This is a genomic window from Frondihabitans sp. 4ASC-45, from assembly GCF_049472575.1.
Classification (GTDB): domain Bacteria; phylum Actinomycetota; class Actinomycetes; order Actinomycetales; family Microbacteriaceae; genus Frondihabitans.
The window spans coordinates 35193-48600 of the sequence record NZ_JBCEBN010000003.1; the positions used below are offsets into that span (position 1 = coordinate 35193).

The following is a 13408-nucleotide window of genomic DNA, read 5'->3' on the forward strand; positions in this document are numbered from 1 at the left end:
GGCCGATCGGGCCCGGGGCCTCCGGTGGTGGTTCTGGCCCGCGCTACTTGGTGAGCGCGAGGTTCTTGCGCGAGGTGAGCACCTGGTCGATCAGACCGTACTCGAGAGCCTCGGGGGCGCCCAGGATGTTGTCGCGCTCGATGTCGCGGTTGACCTGCTCGGGCGTCTTGTTGGAGTGCTTCGACAGCGTCTCTTCGAGCCAGGTGCGCATACGGAGCACCTCAGCCGCCTGGATCTCGATGTCGGACGCCTGGCCGCCACCTGAACCGCCGGTGGCGGGCTGGTGGATGAGGACGCGGGCGTTCGGCAGAGCGAGACGCTTGCCGGGGGTGCCAGCGGCGAGCAGCACGGCCGCAGCCGAAGCCGCCTGACCGAGGCAGACCGTCTGGATGTCAGGGCGGATGTACTGCATCGTGTCGTAGATGGCCGTCATGGCCGTGAACGAGCCACCGGGCGAGTTGATGTACAGCGTGATGTCGCGGTCGGGGTCCATCGACTCGAGCACGAGCAGCTGAGCCATGACGTCGTCGGCCGACGCGTCGTCGACCTGCACGCCGAGAAAGACGATGCGGTCTTCGAAGAGCTTGGCGTAGGGGTCTTGACGCTTGTAGCCGTAGGCCGTGCGCTCCTCGAAGCTGGGCAGGACGTAGCGCGAGCTCGGGGTCTCAGCGCGCTCGAACCGGCCCGCTCCACCCATCATTGGCAGTTCCATGTCTGTTCCTTACTGGTGTGAGGGGGAGTTATTCCTGATCGGTTCCGGCGCCGCCGATGACGTCGGAGGCCGAGGAACGGATGTGGTCGACGAAGCCGTACTCGAGGGCCTCCTGCGCGGTGAACCAGCGGTCGCGGTCGCCGTCTTCGTTGACCTGCTCGACCGTCTTGCCGGTCTGGGCGGCCGTGATCTCGGCGAGGCGCTGCTTCATCGAGAGGATGAGCTGAGCCTGCGTCTGGATGTCGGACGAGGTTCCGCCGAAACCGCCGTGCGGCTGGTGGAGGAGCACGCGGGCGTTAGGCGTGATGTAGCGCTTGCCCTTGGTGCCGGCCGTGAGCAACAGCTGCCCCATCGACGCGGCCATGCCGATGCCGACGGTGACGATGTCGTTCGGCACGAACTCCATGGCGTCGTAGATCGCCATGCCGGCAGTGATCGACCCGCCGGGCGAGTTGATGTACAGGTAAATGTCTTTTTCGCTGTCTTCGGCCGCGAGCAGGAGAAGCTTGGCAGCGATCTCGTTGGCGTTGTCGTCACGCACCTCCGAGCCGAGCCAGATGATGCGGTCTTTGAGAAGTCGGTCAAAAACACTGTTGGGCAGTGTTACGTCGGCCATGTGGTGCTCCCATTCAGTTGTCGCTTGCATACGAACTTAGGGGGTGTAACGCGCGGTTTCCGGGGTGTTCGCCCACGGCTGTATCTATTGCGCGGATTCCCGTCGCGGTGCCGGACCTCGACAAGCTCGGTCGCCCGGCAGCACGCTCCCGAATTTGAAGGAGAAACGTGCCGCCGGGAACGAAGACATCAGGATCCGACGGGGTCGGGTTCGAGAATCTCCTTCAAATTCGGCGGGGCGGGTCAGCCGAGAAACGCGAAGAGGGCAGGATCCTCGGGATCCTGCCCTCTTCGGGAACTTCTTTAGCGACTACGCGTGGTCGTGACCCTCGTGGTCGCCCGCGTCGCTTCCGACACCGGAGGCGGCCGTGAATGCCGACAGGTCGACGTCGGCGCCCTTGTCGTCTTTCACGGTGGCCTTGGAGAGGACCACGGCGAGAGCCTTGGACCGAGCGACCTCGCCGACCATAGCCGGGATCTGGCCGTTCTCGTCGAGCACCTTGATGAACTCGCCGGGCTCCATGCCGTACTGCGCAGCGCCCTGGATGAGGTACTGGGTCAGTTCGTCCTGCTCGACCTTGACCTCTTCTTTCTCGGCGATGGCGTCGAGAAGGATCTGGTTGCGGAAGGCGGTCTCGGAGGAATCCTTGACCTCGGCGCGGTGCTCGTCGTCTTCGAGGCGGTTCTCCTGCTCGAGGTGACGGTGCACCTCGTCTTCGACGAGCTTCTCGGGCACGGGGATCTCGACGAGCTCGAGCAGCTTCTCGACGAGCTGGTCGCGAGCCTGTCCGCCCTGGCCGACCGCCTTGGAGCGGCCGAGCTGCTCCTTGAGGTCGCCCTTGAGCTCGTCAATGGTGTCGAACTGGCTGGCGATCTGGGCGAAGTCGTCGTCGGCCTCGGGGAGCTCGCGCTCCTTGACTGCGGTCAGCGTGACCTCGATGAGAGCGGTCTCGCCCTCGCGGTCGCCACCGAGCAGCTTCGACTCGAAGGTGGTGGTCTCGCCCGCGGTCAGCGAGTCGAGCGCCTCGTCGATGCCCTCGATGAGGTCGCCGGAGCCGATCTCGTACGAGATGCCCTTGGCGTTGTCGACCTCAACGCCGTCGATGGTCGCGATCAGGTCGATCTGACCGAAGTCGCCCTTGGCGGCGGGACGGTCGACGGTGATGAGGGTGCCGAAGCGCGTGCGCAGGTTGGCGAGTTCTTCGTCGACCTCGTCGTCGCTGATCTCGACCGAGTCGACGGTCAGCTCGAGGCCCTCGTAGGCAGGCAGCTCGAACTCGGGGCGGACGTCGACCTCGATAGCGAGGAGGAGGTCACCCGAGAAGTCTTTGGTGCTGGGCCATCCGACGACGTCGGCCTCGGGGCGACCGAGGGGGCGGATCGAGCTCTCTTCGACCGCGGCACGGTAGAAGGTGTCCATGCTCTCGTTGACAGCGTGGTTCAGAACCTCTTCACGGCCGACGCGCTGGTCGATGATGGGCGGCGGAACCTTGCCCTTGCGGAAGCCGGGAATCGAGACGCTCTCGGCGATGTGGCCGTAAGCGTGCGTGATTCCGGGCTTGAGGTCGTCGGGGCTCACCGCGATGTTGAGCTTGACGCGGGTGGGGCCGAGCTGCTCAACCGTGGTCTTGACCAATGTCGTACTTCTCCTGTGTCGGTGTTCTGCGGTGCTTCTGGCGGCGCGCATGTGACGCCGCGCTTCTGACGAGCTTGTCTAGTGCGTGGATCTTGCTACTGCACGTTCTTGCTACTGCGTCGGGGCGACAGGACTCGAACCTGCGATCTTCCGCCCCCAAAACGGACGCGCTAGCCACTACGCTACGCCCCGGTATTCCTGTATCGCTTTAGGCCTTCCCTGAGATCCCCGTTGAGGTCGGGGCGAAAAGAACCTCGTGAAGTCTAGCCCGTTGCCAGCCACTGAAACTGAGCGGGTCGAAGAATGCCCTATGCTTGACCACGCACGACAGGTCAACGGCCTGTTTTTGCGGGGATGTAGCTTAGTGGTAAAGCCTCAGTCTTCCAAACTGATGATGCGGGTTCGATTCCCGTCATCCCCTCCGTAGATAGCCCACCGGGCGATGTCCTCGCTTGCCTCTTTTGTGTCGCTGTGACCCCCCTGTCAGGCGTCGCGACGCCTGCGAGAGAACCGCCATAATATTCGGGTGCGCGCGGTGAATCGGATCCTTGTCGGCGGTCTTCTGACTGCGACGATCGTCGTGCTCGCGGGCTGTGCCACGCTCCCCCATTCCGAGCCGAACGCCGGCGGCTTTTCGACCGTCGCACCGATGGCGACCGGCGCCCCCGTGCCCGAGGGCTCGACTCCCGGCGTGCGCGTCGCGATCGTCGGCGACTCTCTAACCGCCGGCGGCGGCCGCAGCTTGTCGGAGGGCCTCACCCCCAACACCTGGATCACCTACGCCAAGGGCAACGGGGTCGACTACGTGGGCGGCTGGGCCGTCGGCGGCACCACGATCCAGCAGATGGCCGCGGCCGTGAAGCCCATCGCCAAGGTCGACGTTCTCGTGCTGATGGCCGGTACCAACGACGTGCGTCACAAGATCTCGTTCGCCGACTCGCGGGCGAGCTACGAGAAGGTCATCGCGACCCTGCACCCGAAGCACGTGATCATCGGGGCGATTCCCCCCAATGATCGCCACCCTCGCCAGGCCGCCCTGTATGAGAAGCACCTCCACGCCTACGCCGTGACCGCGGGCTACGACTTCGTCGATCCGTGGGGGTTCGCGCGCGACGGCGACGTCTACGCACCCGGCACCTCGCTCGACGGCACTCACCCGACCACGGCCGGATACCGACTCGTCGGGCTCGCCTACCGCGATGCGATCGTGCGCGTCATGGCGACCCCGAAGGTCGGCTGAGCGCCCGAGTCGCCTCGGGTGGGGCATCGCAAAGCGACTCGGATCGGCCTTTGCGACGCGGCGCGCCGAGTCAGTATGGCCGAACCGCGTCGAATCGCGATGGCAGGTTTCCGTGAGGGCCAGCTCGCGAGGTGACGCGAATCGGCCGAGGTGCCAGCGCCGCGGCGCGCGAGATTGGCCGATTCACGCGAGGTCACGAGCCGAGGTCACGAACCGAGGTCACGAACCCGGGCAGGTGGCGCGCGAGCTAGCTTTGCAGGAACGCCAGCACGGCCAGCACTCGCCGGTGATCCGTACCCGAGTCGTCGAGGCCGAGCTTCTGGAAGATCGCGGTCACGTTCTTCTCCACGGCACCCGTGCCGATGAACAGCGCCGCCGAGATGGCCGAATTGGTGCGCCCCTCGGCCATCAGCGCGAGCACCTCCCGCTCGCGTGGCGTCAGAGCCGCGAGAGGATCGCTGCGCCGACCGAGCAGCGCTCCGACGACTTCGGGGTCGAGCACCGTCGCGCCGTCCGAAATCCGATCGAGCGCCGACCCCAGCTCGTCGATCGAGGTGACCCGGTCTTTCAGGAGGTAGCCGACCCCGTCGGATCCTGCGCTCAGCAATTCTCGGGCGTACGCCACTTCGACGTACTGCGACAGCAGCAGGATGCCCGTCGACGGGGTGCGCCGCCGCAGCTCGATCGCCGCCCGCACGCCCTCGTCGCGATGGGTGGGCGGCATGCGCACGTCGAGAACCGCCAGATCCGGGCGCGCACGATCGAGATCGGCGAGCATTGCCTCGGCATCGCCGTACGAGCCGACCACCTCCGTGCCCAGCTCGTCGAGCAGGCGCACGAGCCCCTCCCGCAGCAGCACGGAGTCGTCGGCCACGACGACCCGGCGGCGAGGTGTCTCGGATCCGGTGGTCACTCCCCCAGCCTACGAGTCGCGCTCGGCAGGCTTGGACAGCCGAACCGAAGGATCCGACGGCTCGTCACCGACCCTCGGCAGCTCCTCGGTGGGGTACGGCCGCGTGTGCGCCTGGTCGGGCGGTGTCTCGCCGAAAAGGTGGTCCAGTTCGGCCGTGGCATCGGAGTCGACGGCAGGCTGGTCGGGATCGACGCGAGGCTGGTCGGGGCCGACGGCAGGCCGGTCGGGATCGACGCGAGGCTGGTCGGGGCCGACGCGAGGCCGGTCGGGATCGACGGCAGGCGCGTCGGCCTCGGCCTCGGGCACTGCCGGCGCCATCGGGATCCTGACGCTCGCGTGTGTGGGCCCGCCCTCGGGGCTCCGAAGCTCGAGACGACCGCCGAGCCCGACGAGGCGCTCTTCGATGCCGGCGAGCCCGTGACCCGGCCGGACCGTCGCACCGCCGGCACCGTCGTCCGTCACGATCACGCGGAGCTCGGTCGCCCCGGCGAGGGTCGGCGCTGACAGGATCAGCTCGGCCCGGTCGGCGCGCGAGTGCTTGCCGATGTTGGCGAGCAGCTCGGCCGCGATGAAGTACGCATTCCGCTCGATCTCGACCGGGATCTCGATGCCGTCGGGCAGCTCGTCGGTGAAGCGGGTCGGCACCGTCGATCGGTCGACGACTGCGTCGAGAGCGGCAGCGAGCCCGCGGTCGAGCAGCAGGGGTGGAGCGAAACCACGCGAGAGGGCACGGAGCTCTTCGAGAGCCTCGCGAGCCTGGGCGCTCGCATCGTCGATCAGGAGCCGAGCCCGAGTGCCATCGGTGTCGACGACTCGGGAGGCGGCGGAGAGATCCATCTGCAGCCGGATGAGCCGCTGCTGCGGCCCGTCGTGGATGTCGCGTTCGAGCCTCCGCAGGGCTGTGCCCTCGGCCGAGACGGCCGCGCTCCGCGAGACCTCGAGGCCCGCGACCTCGGCCTTGAGCTGCTCGGACCGGAAGCCGCCGAGCATCCAGGTGGCGACGGCGCCCTGGACAAGCACCATGCCGCGGGTGACGAACGGGAGGAGGGCCAGGGCTCCGAGCGCCACGACGAAGGCGACGACGGCCGCCGCGGGCGCGTGATCGAGGAGTGCAGAGCTCACCCAACTGCTGTTTATTTCAGCGAAGCCCCCCTCCCCGGAAACGACGAGGATGAGGATTCCTCCGACGATCCCACCAACGACGATCAGCAACATCCCGACCGTCACGGCGACGACGAGGGCACCCAGCCAGGGGAACACGATCGTCGTGAACGCGAAGTACAGCCAGTAGTGCGGATCGGCGGCCACCTCGACGAGGCGCTTGAACCGCCCGGTCAAGGTCAGCGTTCGCCAGGCGACCGGTCGAGGAGCCGGGTGGCGCGCCCACGACAGCCGAACGAGCTCGATTGCCCCGAACAGGCGGCCGAAGTACAGGCCCGCAAGCAGGAGGACGAAGAACGCCACGAAGGCGAAGAGGCCGTTGCCGGTGCCGACCAGGATCTGGCCGACGATGCCGTAGGCCGCGAACGCCACGACGACCAGCACCCCGGTCAGCGCGAGATAGCCGATGTCTCGGGGGAAGGCCGCCCACAGCCGCCAGTACAGGGCGCGCGGCGGTGGTTCGGCAGCGGGGGCGGTGGTGGGTGGCATCGGGCTCGTCTCGGTGATCATGACTCCAGCGTGGCGCGATCCGGAGGCTCCCCCAATGGTGCCAGCGACCGAGCCTCTCGGGGGTTTACCCCCGATCCCGGCAAGGCAAGCCTCACTAAGCCGAGCCTCTGCTTGCTTGTCGGAATTTCGCGCGACCTCTAGCGTTGGGGAAACCGAGAGGCCCCAAGGCCTTCACCCGCAGAGGAGACACTCCATGTCCGAAGTCACCACCGTCACGCAGAGCTCCGTCGACCCCGACGTCGCAGCCGCCACCGCCCAGTTCCTCACCCCCATCGTCACGAACCTCACCGCCCTTGCCGTCAACGGCAAGCAGGCGCACTGGCACGTTCGCGGCATCAGCTTCATCGCCGTGCACGAACTGCTCGACGTGGTCGTCGGCCACGCGCAGGAGTACGCCGACCTCGCCGCGGAGCGCATCGTCGCCCTCGGCCTCCCCGTCGACGGCCGCCTCGAGACCGTCGCCGCCACCACGACTAACCCGCCGCTCAAGGCCGGCTTCCAGCAGATCGACGCCACGATCGCCGGAATCGTCGCCCAGATCGACTCGGCCCGCGTCTCGGTGCAGACCGCCATCGACGAGCTCGGCGAGATCGACGCCTCCTCGCAAGACGTCGCCATCGAGATCGCTCGCGGCCTCGACAAAGACCGCTGGTTCCTCTCGGCGCACGTCAGCCAGTAGTCTCCGGCACTCTGCCGCGAAGCCGTCGCTCCTCCGGGAGTGGCGGCTTCGTCGCGTCCGGGCCCGAGACCGGGTTGCGCGCACGCAGGCGCATGGCCGGACGCTCCACCGTGAGGTAGGTCGCCGTCGCCAGAGCCAGGGTGATGCCGCCGACGCATGCCACGGCCACGACGTACGATGCCCAACCGCCCTCGCCGAACCGGGGAGCCCAGCGGTCGAATCCCCGCACCACCGGCATATGCCAGAGGTAGACGCTGTACGAGATCAAGCCGAGGCCCCGGAGCACCGGGAGCTCGAGAGCGCGGCCCACCCAACCCGGGCGGCCCGAGGCTGTCGGAACGACCGAGACGAGAAGCAGAGCGGCGAGGCAGAGCGGCGCGAGCAGGTCGGCGACGTCGGACCAGGGGCGGGTGAGGCAGACGACGGCCGCGGCGACAGCGATGAGAGAAGCGGCGAACCGCAGGATCCTGCGCCCGGCGCCCGACAGTGCCCCACGTTGCACCGCGACGAACACGAGAGTAGCCACCATGCCGAGGGCGAAGAGCTGAGCGTGAAGGAGCAGGCTGCGACTCGCGACGGACTCCCAGTCGTGTGACCAGCCGTGCGGGTTCGTGCGGTCCTGCCAGACGAGACCGGCGGCCCCCACCAGTGCGAGGACGACGACCGGGATGCAGGCTCGCGCCCATCCACCGAGGCCGCGCCCCACCCGAGTGGCCAGCGCCACCAGCATGGGCAGGCAAGCATAGAAGGTGAGCTCAACGGTGAGGGTCCACGCCACTTCGAGACCCGTGCGGATCGTGTGCGGCGAGAAGGTCTGGAGGAGGGTCAGATCGGCGACGAAGGTACCGGGATCGACATGCCCCGTCCGCCCACGACCGAGGAACGACAGCCCGAAGGCGAAGTTCGTCACGGCGACGACCACGACGTATGCGGGCCACAGACGCAGCACCCGGTTCGTCGCGTAGCGCCTCGTGCTCGGCAGTCCGCGACCGTCGATCAGGCGGTCGGCGAACCCGAGGAAGAGCAAGAATCCCGAGAGGATGAAAAAGAGGTTGAGGCCCTGGTGGAGCGCGAAGAAAAGCTCCGGTGACCGATGGCGGACGCCCGGCGACAAGATGTTCGACACGTGATAGCCGAGCACGGAGAGCGCGGCGACTCCTCGCAATCCATCCAGCCCCGACAGATGCACGCGTGATTGCTTCCCCATAGCAACCACACTGGCAGGGCTGCGGAGGTCAAAATACCTCCCTGAGGACGAAACAGGGGTCGTCCGAGTGAACAATCCCGCTGGGCTCAGAGCGCGGAGTGTGTGAATCGGCCGCCGAGGAGGGTCGCCGCGACCGGCATACCCCGGAGGTCGTCCGTCGCCAATGGGTCGGCGTCGAGCAGAACGAGGTCGGCGAGGCTGCCCTGAGTGACGGAGTCACGGCCGTCGGTGGAGGCGGCGAGGGCCACGGCCACGGGCAGACTCTGCTCGGGATGCCAGGGCTCACGGCCGTCGCGGCTTCTCGTGACCGCGGCGTCGAGCGCGATCCACGGGTCGAGCGGCGCGACCGGTGCATCGGAGCCGAGGCGCAGAGCCACACCCGCCGCCGCCAACGACTCGAGCGCGAACGCCCGGCGCGTCCGTCCGGCCCAGTAGACCTCGGCGATGTCGCGGTCGTCCATGGCGTGCTCCGGCTGCACGCTCGCGATGACGCCGAGCCGCGCGAACCGCGCCACGTCGACCGCCCGGAGCAGCTGCGCGTGCTCGATCGATCCCCCACAGCCGACGAGTTCGAACGCGTCGAGCGCGAGCGAGTTGGCATGGTCGCCGATGGCATGCACCGCCGGCACGAGACCGGCCTTCGACGCGCGACGCATCAGCTCGGTGAGCTCGTCGAACGAGAACGACGGCAGACCGACTCCCCCGCCCTGCGCATACGGGTCGTGGCAGTAGGCGGTGCGGGTGTTGAGCGACCCGTCGGTGATGATCTTCGCCGGGCCCATCGTGACGAGCCCGGCGCCGCCCGGAACGGCGTCGCCCGTGCGGAGGCCGCGGGCGATGACTTCGTCGAGGTCGCCCGGGTAAACGCCGGTGCGAACACGGAGGGCGTCGGATCCTTCGGTCACCCGCTTTGCCCACGCGTCGATCGACAGGGTCATCTCGAGGTCGACGATGCCGACCACGCCCCGAGCCGCCGCGGCACGCGACGCCTCGTCGACCCAATCGTCCATGCGCGAGCTGTCAATCGCGGTGATGACGCCGGATGCATCGAACGCGGCCTGCTCGCGCAGCAGCCCCGTCGGGTGAGTCGACTGGCCGACCAGCGCGAGACCCTTGCTGTTGAGCCAGACGGCGTGCAGATCGGCGCTGACCAGGGCGACCGGGAACTCGCCCGCAGTGTCGAGCAGCTCCGCCGTCGGGGTGTCCGACCACAGCGCATCACGGAACCCGTAGCCGACCAGGAGGTCGCGGTCGTCGGGGCGGTCTTCAAGGATCCGATCGCGCACCAGATCGACCGTCTCGCGAGCCGATCCCGCCGACGTGACATCGAGGCGTTGGCGCACGAGCGCCCACTGCTCCATGTGCACGTGGTTGTCCCACAGGCCCGGCGCGAGGAACCTCCCGCCGCACTCCACAGTCTCGACGGATCCCGGCGTGATGTCGGGTGCAAGAGCAGAGACGACGCCGCCCTCGACGAGGACATCGACGGGAGCGTGATCGCGGCCGACGACGCGGACGTCGCGGAGGAGGAGGTCGGGCCCCGTCGCTGCAGGCTCGCGCTGCGGTTTCGCGGTCACTCGCGGACCCGCTTCATCTCGGCGGCGAGCTCCGGGCTGGCATACTCGGCGCCGTTCTCGAGAGCGTCGATGATGCGATCGACGACGGCTGGATCCTTGTTCTGACTGAGCTTCGCTCTGGCGTCGAAGCGGGCGACCCTCAGGCGGATTCCGACCGTGCCCTTGGCGACCCGGCGGGAGCCGTCGGCGTCGAGCTCGAGCGACACGGGCTCGGGCATGCGGGCCTCGAAATGGTCGACGAGCTCGCCCAGAACGCGGAAGTTCTCGTCGTCGGACAGGATCTCGGGAGTGCTGTAAAGGTGCGCGGTGACGTGGTTCCAGGTGGGGATGATCTGGTCGCTCGGGTACCACCCGGGCGAGATGTAGCCGTGAGGGCCCTGCACAATGACGAGGAGTTCGTGCTGCCCCAGCTCATGCAGCTTCTCGTCGGGGCGCCCCACGTGACTGACGATGCTGATCTCGTCGCCCGCGGTCTCTTCGAGCACGACCGGGTAGTGGGAGGCGACGAGGCCAGCCGCCGTCGAGGAGACGATCGTCGCCCACGGATTCTCTCGGATGAGGCGCTTGACCTCGTCGACGTCTTCGAGAAGGAAGTGGGGTGTGTGCCGCATGGGGTAATTCTGGCAGAGGGCGGCTTCGGCCTCAGGGGTGGTCGGGCTTCAGGCTTGGCAGACCGGGCACCAGTACAGCTTTCGGCCGGCCGCCTCCTCCATCACGATGTGGGTGCCGCACACGCGACAAGGCAGCCCTTCGCGGTGGTACACCCAGTGTCGATCGGCCCGGCTGCGCAGGGCCTTCGCGTACGCCTGCTTGGAGAGGCCGCTCATGGTCATCATCTGACCGAGCTCGACACCGGACTTGAGGAGTTTGGTCCAGTCTTTCCAAATCGCTCGCAAGGTGTCTTCGGAGACCTGGTTGCCGGGCGTGTGCGGGTTGAGACGGGCGCGGAAGAGGAGCTCGGCGCGGTAGATGTTACCGATGCCGCTGACGATGGATTGATCCATCAACTGCAGACCGATCGGCGTGCGCTTCTTGTGGGCCGTCGCGACGAACCGATCGCCACCCTTTTTAGGAGAATCGACGAGCGGGTCGGGCCCGAGCTTGGCGATCTGCGCGTCGACCTGCTCGGCATCGAGCACGTCACACTTCGTCGGACCCCGTAGATCGGCAACTGCCGTGTCGCTCAGAAGTCGCACTCGCACCTGACCGATGGGCTCGGGCGGGAAGCTCTCGACGTCGTCTTCTTGCTTCTCTTGCTCGGCCATGCGCACCCGCCGCTTTCGAGGTGCGCCGATGCTGCTCATCGAGTGCTCGCCGTCGTCGTCGGCCACCGGCTCGGGGGCGTCGTCCGCCTTGGGGGTCGCAGCCTCGTTGGGGGTCGCAGACTCGGCTTTGCGCGTGGCCGTGCGGCGGACTCGCGACTCGGCCATGGCGGCCCCGGTCGCGATCTCTCCCGCGAAATCCCACGCACCGTAGAGACCGAGATGAACGTGGAGGTACAGGCCGTTGTCGAACTCGAGGAACATCTGCTTGCCGACGGCCTTGGCGTCGACCATCGTCGCCCCGTCGAGCCGCTTCGCGCCGGAGGCGAACCGCCCCTGCGGACTCGACGTCTGAATTCGGTGACCGACGAAGCTCTGCTCGAACTGGTTGGCGATGCGGTGGACGGAATGACCTTCAGGCATTGATCCAGGCTAGACGCGACCCCTGACAACGGGGCCGAAACGGACGACGATGGTTAGGCCGTGCTGCCAGGCGATCTGTCTCGAGCTGCTCAGCCGACCGGGTGACCCTTGATGGCGCCGGTCGTCTCGTATTCGGCGAGCTGCGCGATGCGACGCTCGTGGCGCTCCTCGAACGAAAAGGGCGTCTTGATGAACTCGTCGATGAGTCGGATCGCCTCGTCTTCGGTGTGCTGACGGGCACCGATGGCGACCACGTTGGCGTCGTTGTGCTGACGAGCCAGCTGGGCGGTGGCCGTGTTCCAGGCCAGCGCCGCACGCACACCCTCGACTTTGTTGGCGGCGATCTGCTCGCCGTTACCCGAGCCGCCGAAGACCACTCCGAGGCTCTCCAGCCCTTCGCTCTGATCGCGGACCACGGCTCGCGCCGCGGCAATGCAGAACGACGGGTAGTCGTCGAGCGGCTCGTACGACTTCGGTCCGTGATCGGTGACCTCGTGGCCCTGGCCTTCGAGGTGCGAGATGAGGGTCTGGGCGAATTCGAGGCCGGCGTGATCGGTTCCCACGTGGATGCGCATGGCCTTCATTCTATTTCCGGTTCGAGTGTGTCTCTGCGCCGACCGGTGCGCGCTGGGTGACGCGGTCGGTGTTGTGGGTGATGGGCGGGTGTTATGGGTAGTGGGCGGGTGTTCTCCGCAGTCGACGACGAGTGGGCGGGTGTTCTCAGCAGTGGGCGGGTGCTGCASCACCCGCCCACACCCCACAACACCCGCCGACTGCCCCGGCGCAACGCCTCGAGCCCGACGCAGCCCGGCGCGGGCTACGAGAAGTCGGGGCCTCGGGTGCGGCTGCGCTTGAGCTCGAAGAACCCGTCGTACGACGCCGCAGCGACGACGCCGTCCCACAGGGTGAGAGCGATCTCGCCCTTGGGCGCCGGGCTGATGACAGGCCCGAAGAACGCGGTGCCGTTGACAGCGATGACCGGGGTGCCGACGTCTTGGCCGACCCGGCCGATTCCGTCGTCGTGGCTGGCGCGCATGGCGGTGTCGTACTCGTCGGTGTCGGCGTACTTGGCGAGGTCTGCCGGCAGTCCGGCCTCGGCGAGCGACTCCGCGATGACGGCATCTTGGTCGTCTTTGCGCCCGTCGAGGTGAATGCGGGTGCCGAGCGCGTCGTAAAGCGGCTTCACGACGCCCTGCCCGTGCAGCTCGGTCGCTGCGGTCACGACACGCGTGTAGCGAATAAGCATCGAGAGGACGGCCGGGTCGAAGCCGTCGTTGTCTTCGTTCAGGAGCCCCAGGCTCATGACGTGGAACTGCACCTCGAGGTTGCGGTGCGCGGCGACCTCGTCGACCCACCGACTCGTCATCCAGGCCCACGGACACGAGGGATCGAACCAGAAATCAACGGCGGTGACGGAGGTGGAAGCTACTGTGTCGGTCATGGGTTGAGCCTAGAACCCAAGCCCGAGAGAAG

At 67.5% G+C, this 13408-nt stretch carries 13 protein-coding genes and 2 tRNA genes; 3 read left to right on the top strand and 12 right to left on the bottom strand.

The features are described 5' to 3' along the window. Window positions 1-43: 43 nt before the first annotated feature. The 4 genes from VH571_RS06345 to VH571_RS06360 all read right to left on the bottom strand — a co-directional run bounded on the left by VH571_RS06345 (window position 44) and on the right by VH571_RS06360 (window position 3155). Window positions 44-712, bottom strand: coding sequence for an ATP-dependent Clp protease proteolytic subunit (locus VH571_RS06345; protein WP_055962768.1), 669 nt, complete (start codon window positions 710-712; stop codon window positions 44-46). 28 nt (window positions 713-740) lie between these two features. Further along, window positions 741-1328 (bottom strand): ATP-dependent Clp protease proteolytic subunit, encoded by a 588-nt coding sequence (locus VH571_RS06350; protein ID WP_055962771.1) that lies wholly within the window; start codon window positions 1326-1328, stop codon window positions 741-743. 309 nt (window positions 1329-1637) lie between these two features. After that, window positions 1638-2963, bottom strand: coding sequence for a trigger factor (tig, locus tag VH571_RS06355; protein ID WP_423263798.1), 1326 nt, complete (start codon window positions 2961-2963; stop codon window positions 1638-1640). 119 nt (window positions 2964-3082) lie between these two features. Beyond that, window positions 3083-3155: transfer RNA gene (locus tag VH571_RS06360), tRNA-Pro, on the bottom strand. Between the two features lie 158 nt (window positions 3156-3313). Here VH571_RS06360 and VH571_RS06365 point away from each other — a divergent pair. Then, window positions 3314-3384 (top strand) — tRNA-Gly (locus VH571_RS06365). 105 nt (window positions 3385-3489) lie between these two features. Next, a complete protein-coding gene (locus VH571_RS06370; RefSeq protein ID WP_423263799.1) occupies window positions 3490-4203 on the top strand; it encodes an SGNH/GDSL hydrolase family protein in 714 nt (237 codons plus the stop codon). 247 nt (window positions 4204-4450) lie between these two features. Here the strand turns inward: VH571_RS06370 and VH571_RS06375 are convergent, their stop codons facing one another. Together VH571_RS06375 and VH571_RS06380 are read right to left on the bottom strand one after the other, a co-directional pair. Further along, a complete protein-coding gene (locus VH571_RS06375; protein ID WP_123942648.1) occupies window positions 4451-5116 on the bottom strand; it encodes a response regulator transcription factor in 666 nt (221 codons plus the stop codon). A gap of 9 nt (window positions 5117-5125) precedes the next feature. Then, window positions 5126-6766, bottom strand: a complete 1641-nt coding sequence (locus tag VH571_RS06380) for a histidine kinase (protein ID WP_423263800.1) — start codon at window positions 6764-6766, stop codon at window positions 5126-5128. 214 nt (window positions 6767-6980) lie between these two features. Between VH571_RS06380 and VH571_RS06385 the strand changes: the two genes are divergently transcribed. Further along, the gene (locus VH571_RS06385; protein WP_055962791.1) at window positions 6981-7466 is read left to right on the top strand and encodes a Dps family protein; all 486 of its coding nucleotides are present in this window, start codon (window positions 6981-6983) and stop codon (window positions 7464-7466) included. Here VH571_RS06385 and VH571_RS06390 read toward each other — a convergent pair. From VH571_RS06390 to VH571_RS06415, 6 genes are all read right to left on the bottom strand, one after another. Beyond that, window positions 7456-8673 (bottom strand): acyltransferase family protein, encoded by a 1218-nt coding sequence (locus VH571_RS06390; protein ID WP_423263801.1) that lies wholly within the window; start codon window positions 8671-8673, stop codon window positions 7456-7458. The genes VH571_RS06385 and VH571_RS06390 overlap by 11 nt on opposite strands. Before the next feature lie 86 nt (window positions 8674-8759). Beyond that, window positions 8760-10250, bottom strand: a complete 1491-nt coding sequence (locus tag VH571_RS06395; protein WP_423263802.1) for an amidohydrolase — start codon at window positions 10248-10250, stop codon at window positions 8760-8762. Then, the gene (locus VH571_RS06400) at window positions 10247-10861 is read right to left on the bottom strand and encodes an FMN-binding negative transcriptional regulator (protein ID WP_423263803.1); all 615 of its coding nucleotides are present in this window, start codon (window positions 10859-10861) and stop codon (window positions 10247-10249) included. Before VH571_RS06400 ends, VH571_RS06395 begins: the two co-directional genes overlap by 4 nt. Before the next feature lie 48 nt (window positions 10862-10909). Beyond that, window positions 10910-11935 (bottom strand): Fpg/Nei family DNA glycosylase, encoded by a 1026-nt coding sequence (locus VH571_RS06405; RefSeq protein ID WP_055962802.1) that lies wholly within the window; start codon window positions 11933-11935, stop codon window positions 10910-10912. Between the two features lie 89 nt (window positions 11936-12024). Continuing rightward, window positions 12025-12510 (bottom strand): ribose-5-phosphate isomerase, encoded by a 486-nt coding sequence (locus tag VH571_RS06410; protein ID WP_423263804.1) that lies wholly within the window; start codon window positions 12508-12510, stop codon window positions 12025-12027. A 242-nt stretch (window positions 12511-12752) separates the two neighbouring features. Next, window positions 12753-13376 carry a DsbA family protein gene (locus tag VH571_RS06415; protein ID WP_055962805.1) on the bottom strand — a complete coding sequence of 208 codons (624 nt, stop codon included), beginning with the start codon at window positions 13374-13376 and terminating at the stop codon, window positions 12753-12755. Window positions 13377-13408: the final 32 nt, after the last annotated feature.

What these genes read in the sequence shown, in the direction of transcription:
- VH571_RS06400 (WP_423263803.1), bottom strand. Translation starts at nt 10,861, where the DNA reads ATGCGGCACACACCCCACTTCCTTCTCGAAGACGTCGACGAGGTCAAG.
- VH571_RS06410 (WP_423263804.1), bottom strand. Translation starts at nt 12,510, where the DNA reads ATGCGCATCCACGTGGGAACCGATCACGCCGGCCTCGAATTCGCCCAG.
- VH571_RS06405 (WP_055962802.1), bottom strand. Translation starts at nt 11,935, where the DNA reads ATGCCTGAAGGTCATTCCGTCCACCGCATCGCCAACCAGTTCGAGCAG.
- VH571_RS06345 (WP_055962768.1), bottom strand. Translation starts at nt 712, where the DNA reads ATGGAACTGCCAATGATGGGTGGAGCGGGCCGGTTCGAGCGCGCTGAG.
- VH571_RS06385 (WP_055962791.1), top strand. Translation starts at nt 6,981, where the DNA reads ATGTCCGAAGTCACCACCGTCACGCAGAGCTCCGTCGACCCCGACGTC.
- VH571_RS06390 (WP_423263801.1), bottom strand. Translation starts at nt 8,673, where the DNA reads ATGGGGAAGCAATCACGCGTGCATCTGTCGGGGCTGGATGGATTGCGA.
- VH571_RS06350 (WP_055962771.1), bottom strand. Translation starts at nt 1,328, where the DNA reads ATGGCCGACGTAACACTGCCCAACAGTGTTTTTGACCGACTTCTCAAA.
- VH571_RS06380 (WP_423263800.1), bottom strand. Translation starts at nt 6,766, where the DNA reads ATGCCACCCACCACCGCCCCCGCTGCCGAACCACCGCCGCGCGCCCTG.
- VH571_RS06415 (WP_055962805.1), bottom strand. Translation starts at nt 13,376, where the DNA reads ATGACCGACACAGTAGCTTCCACCTCCGTCACCGCCGTTGATTTCTGG.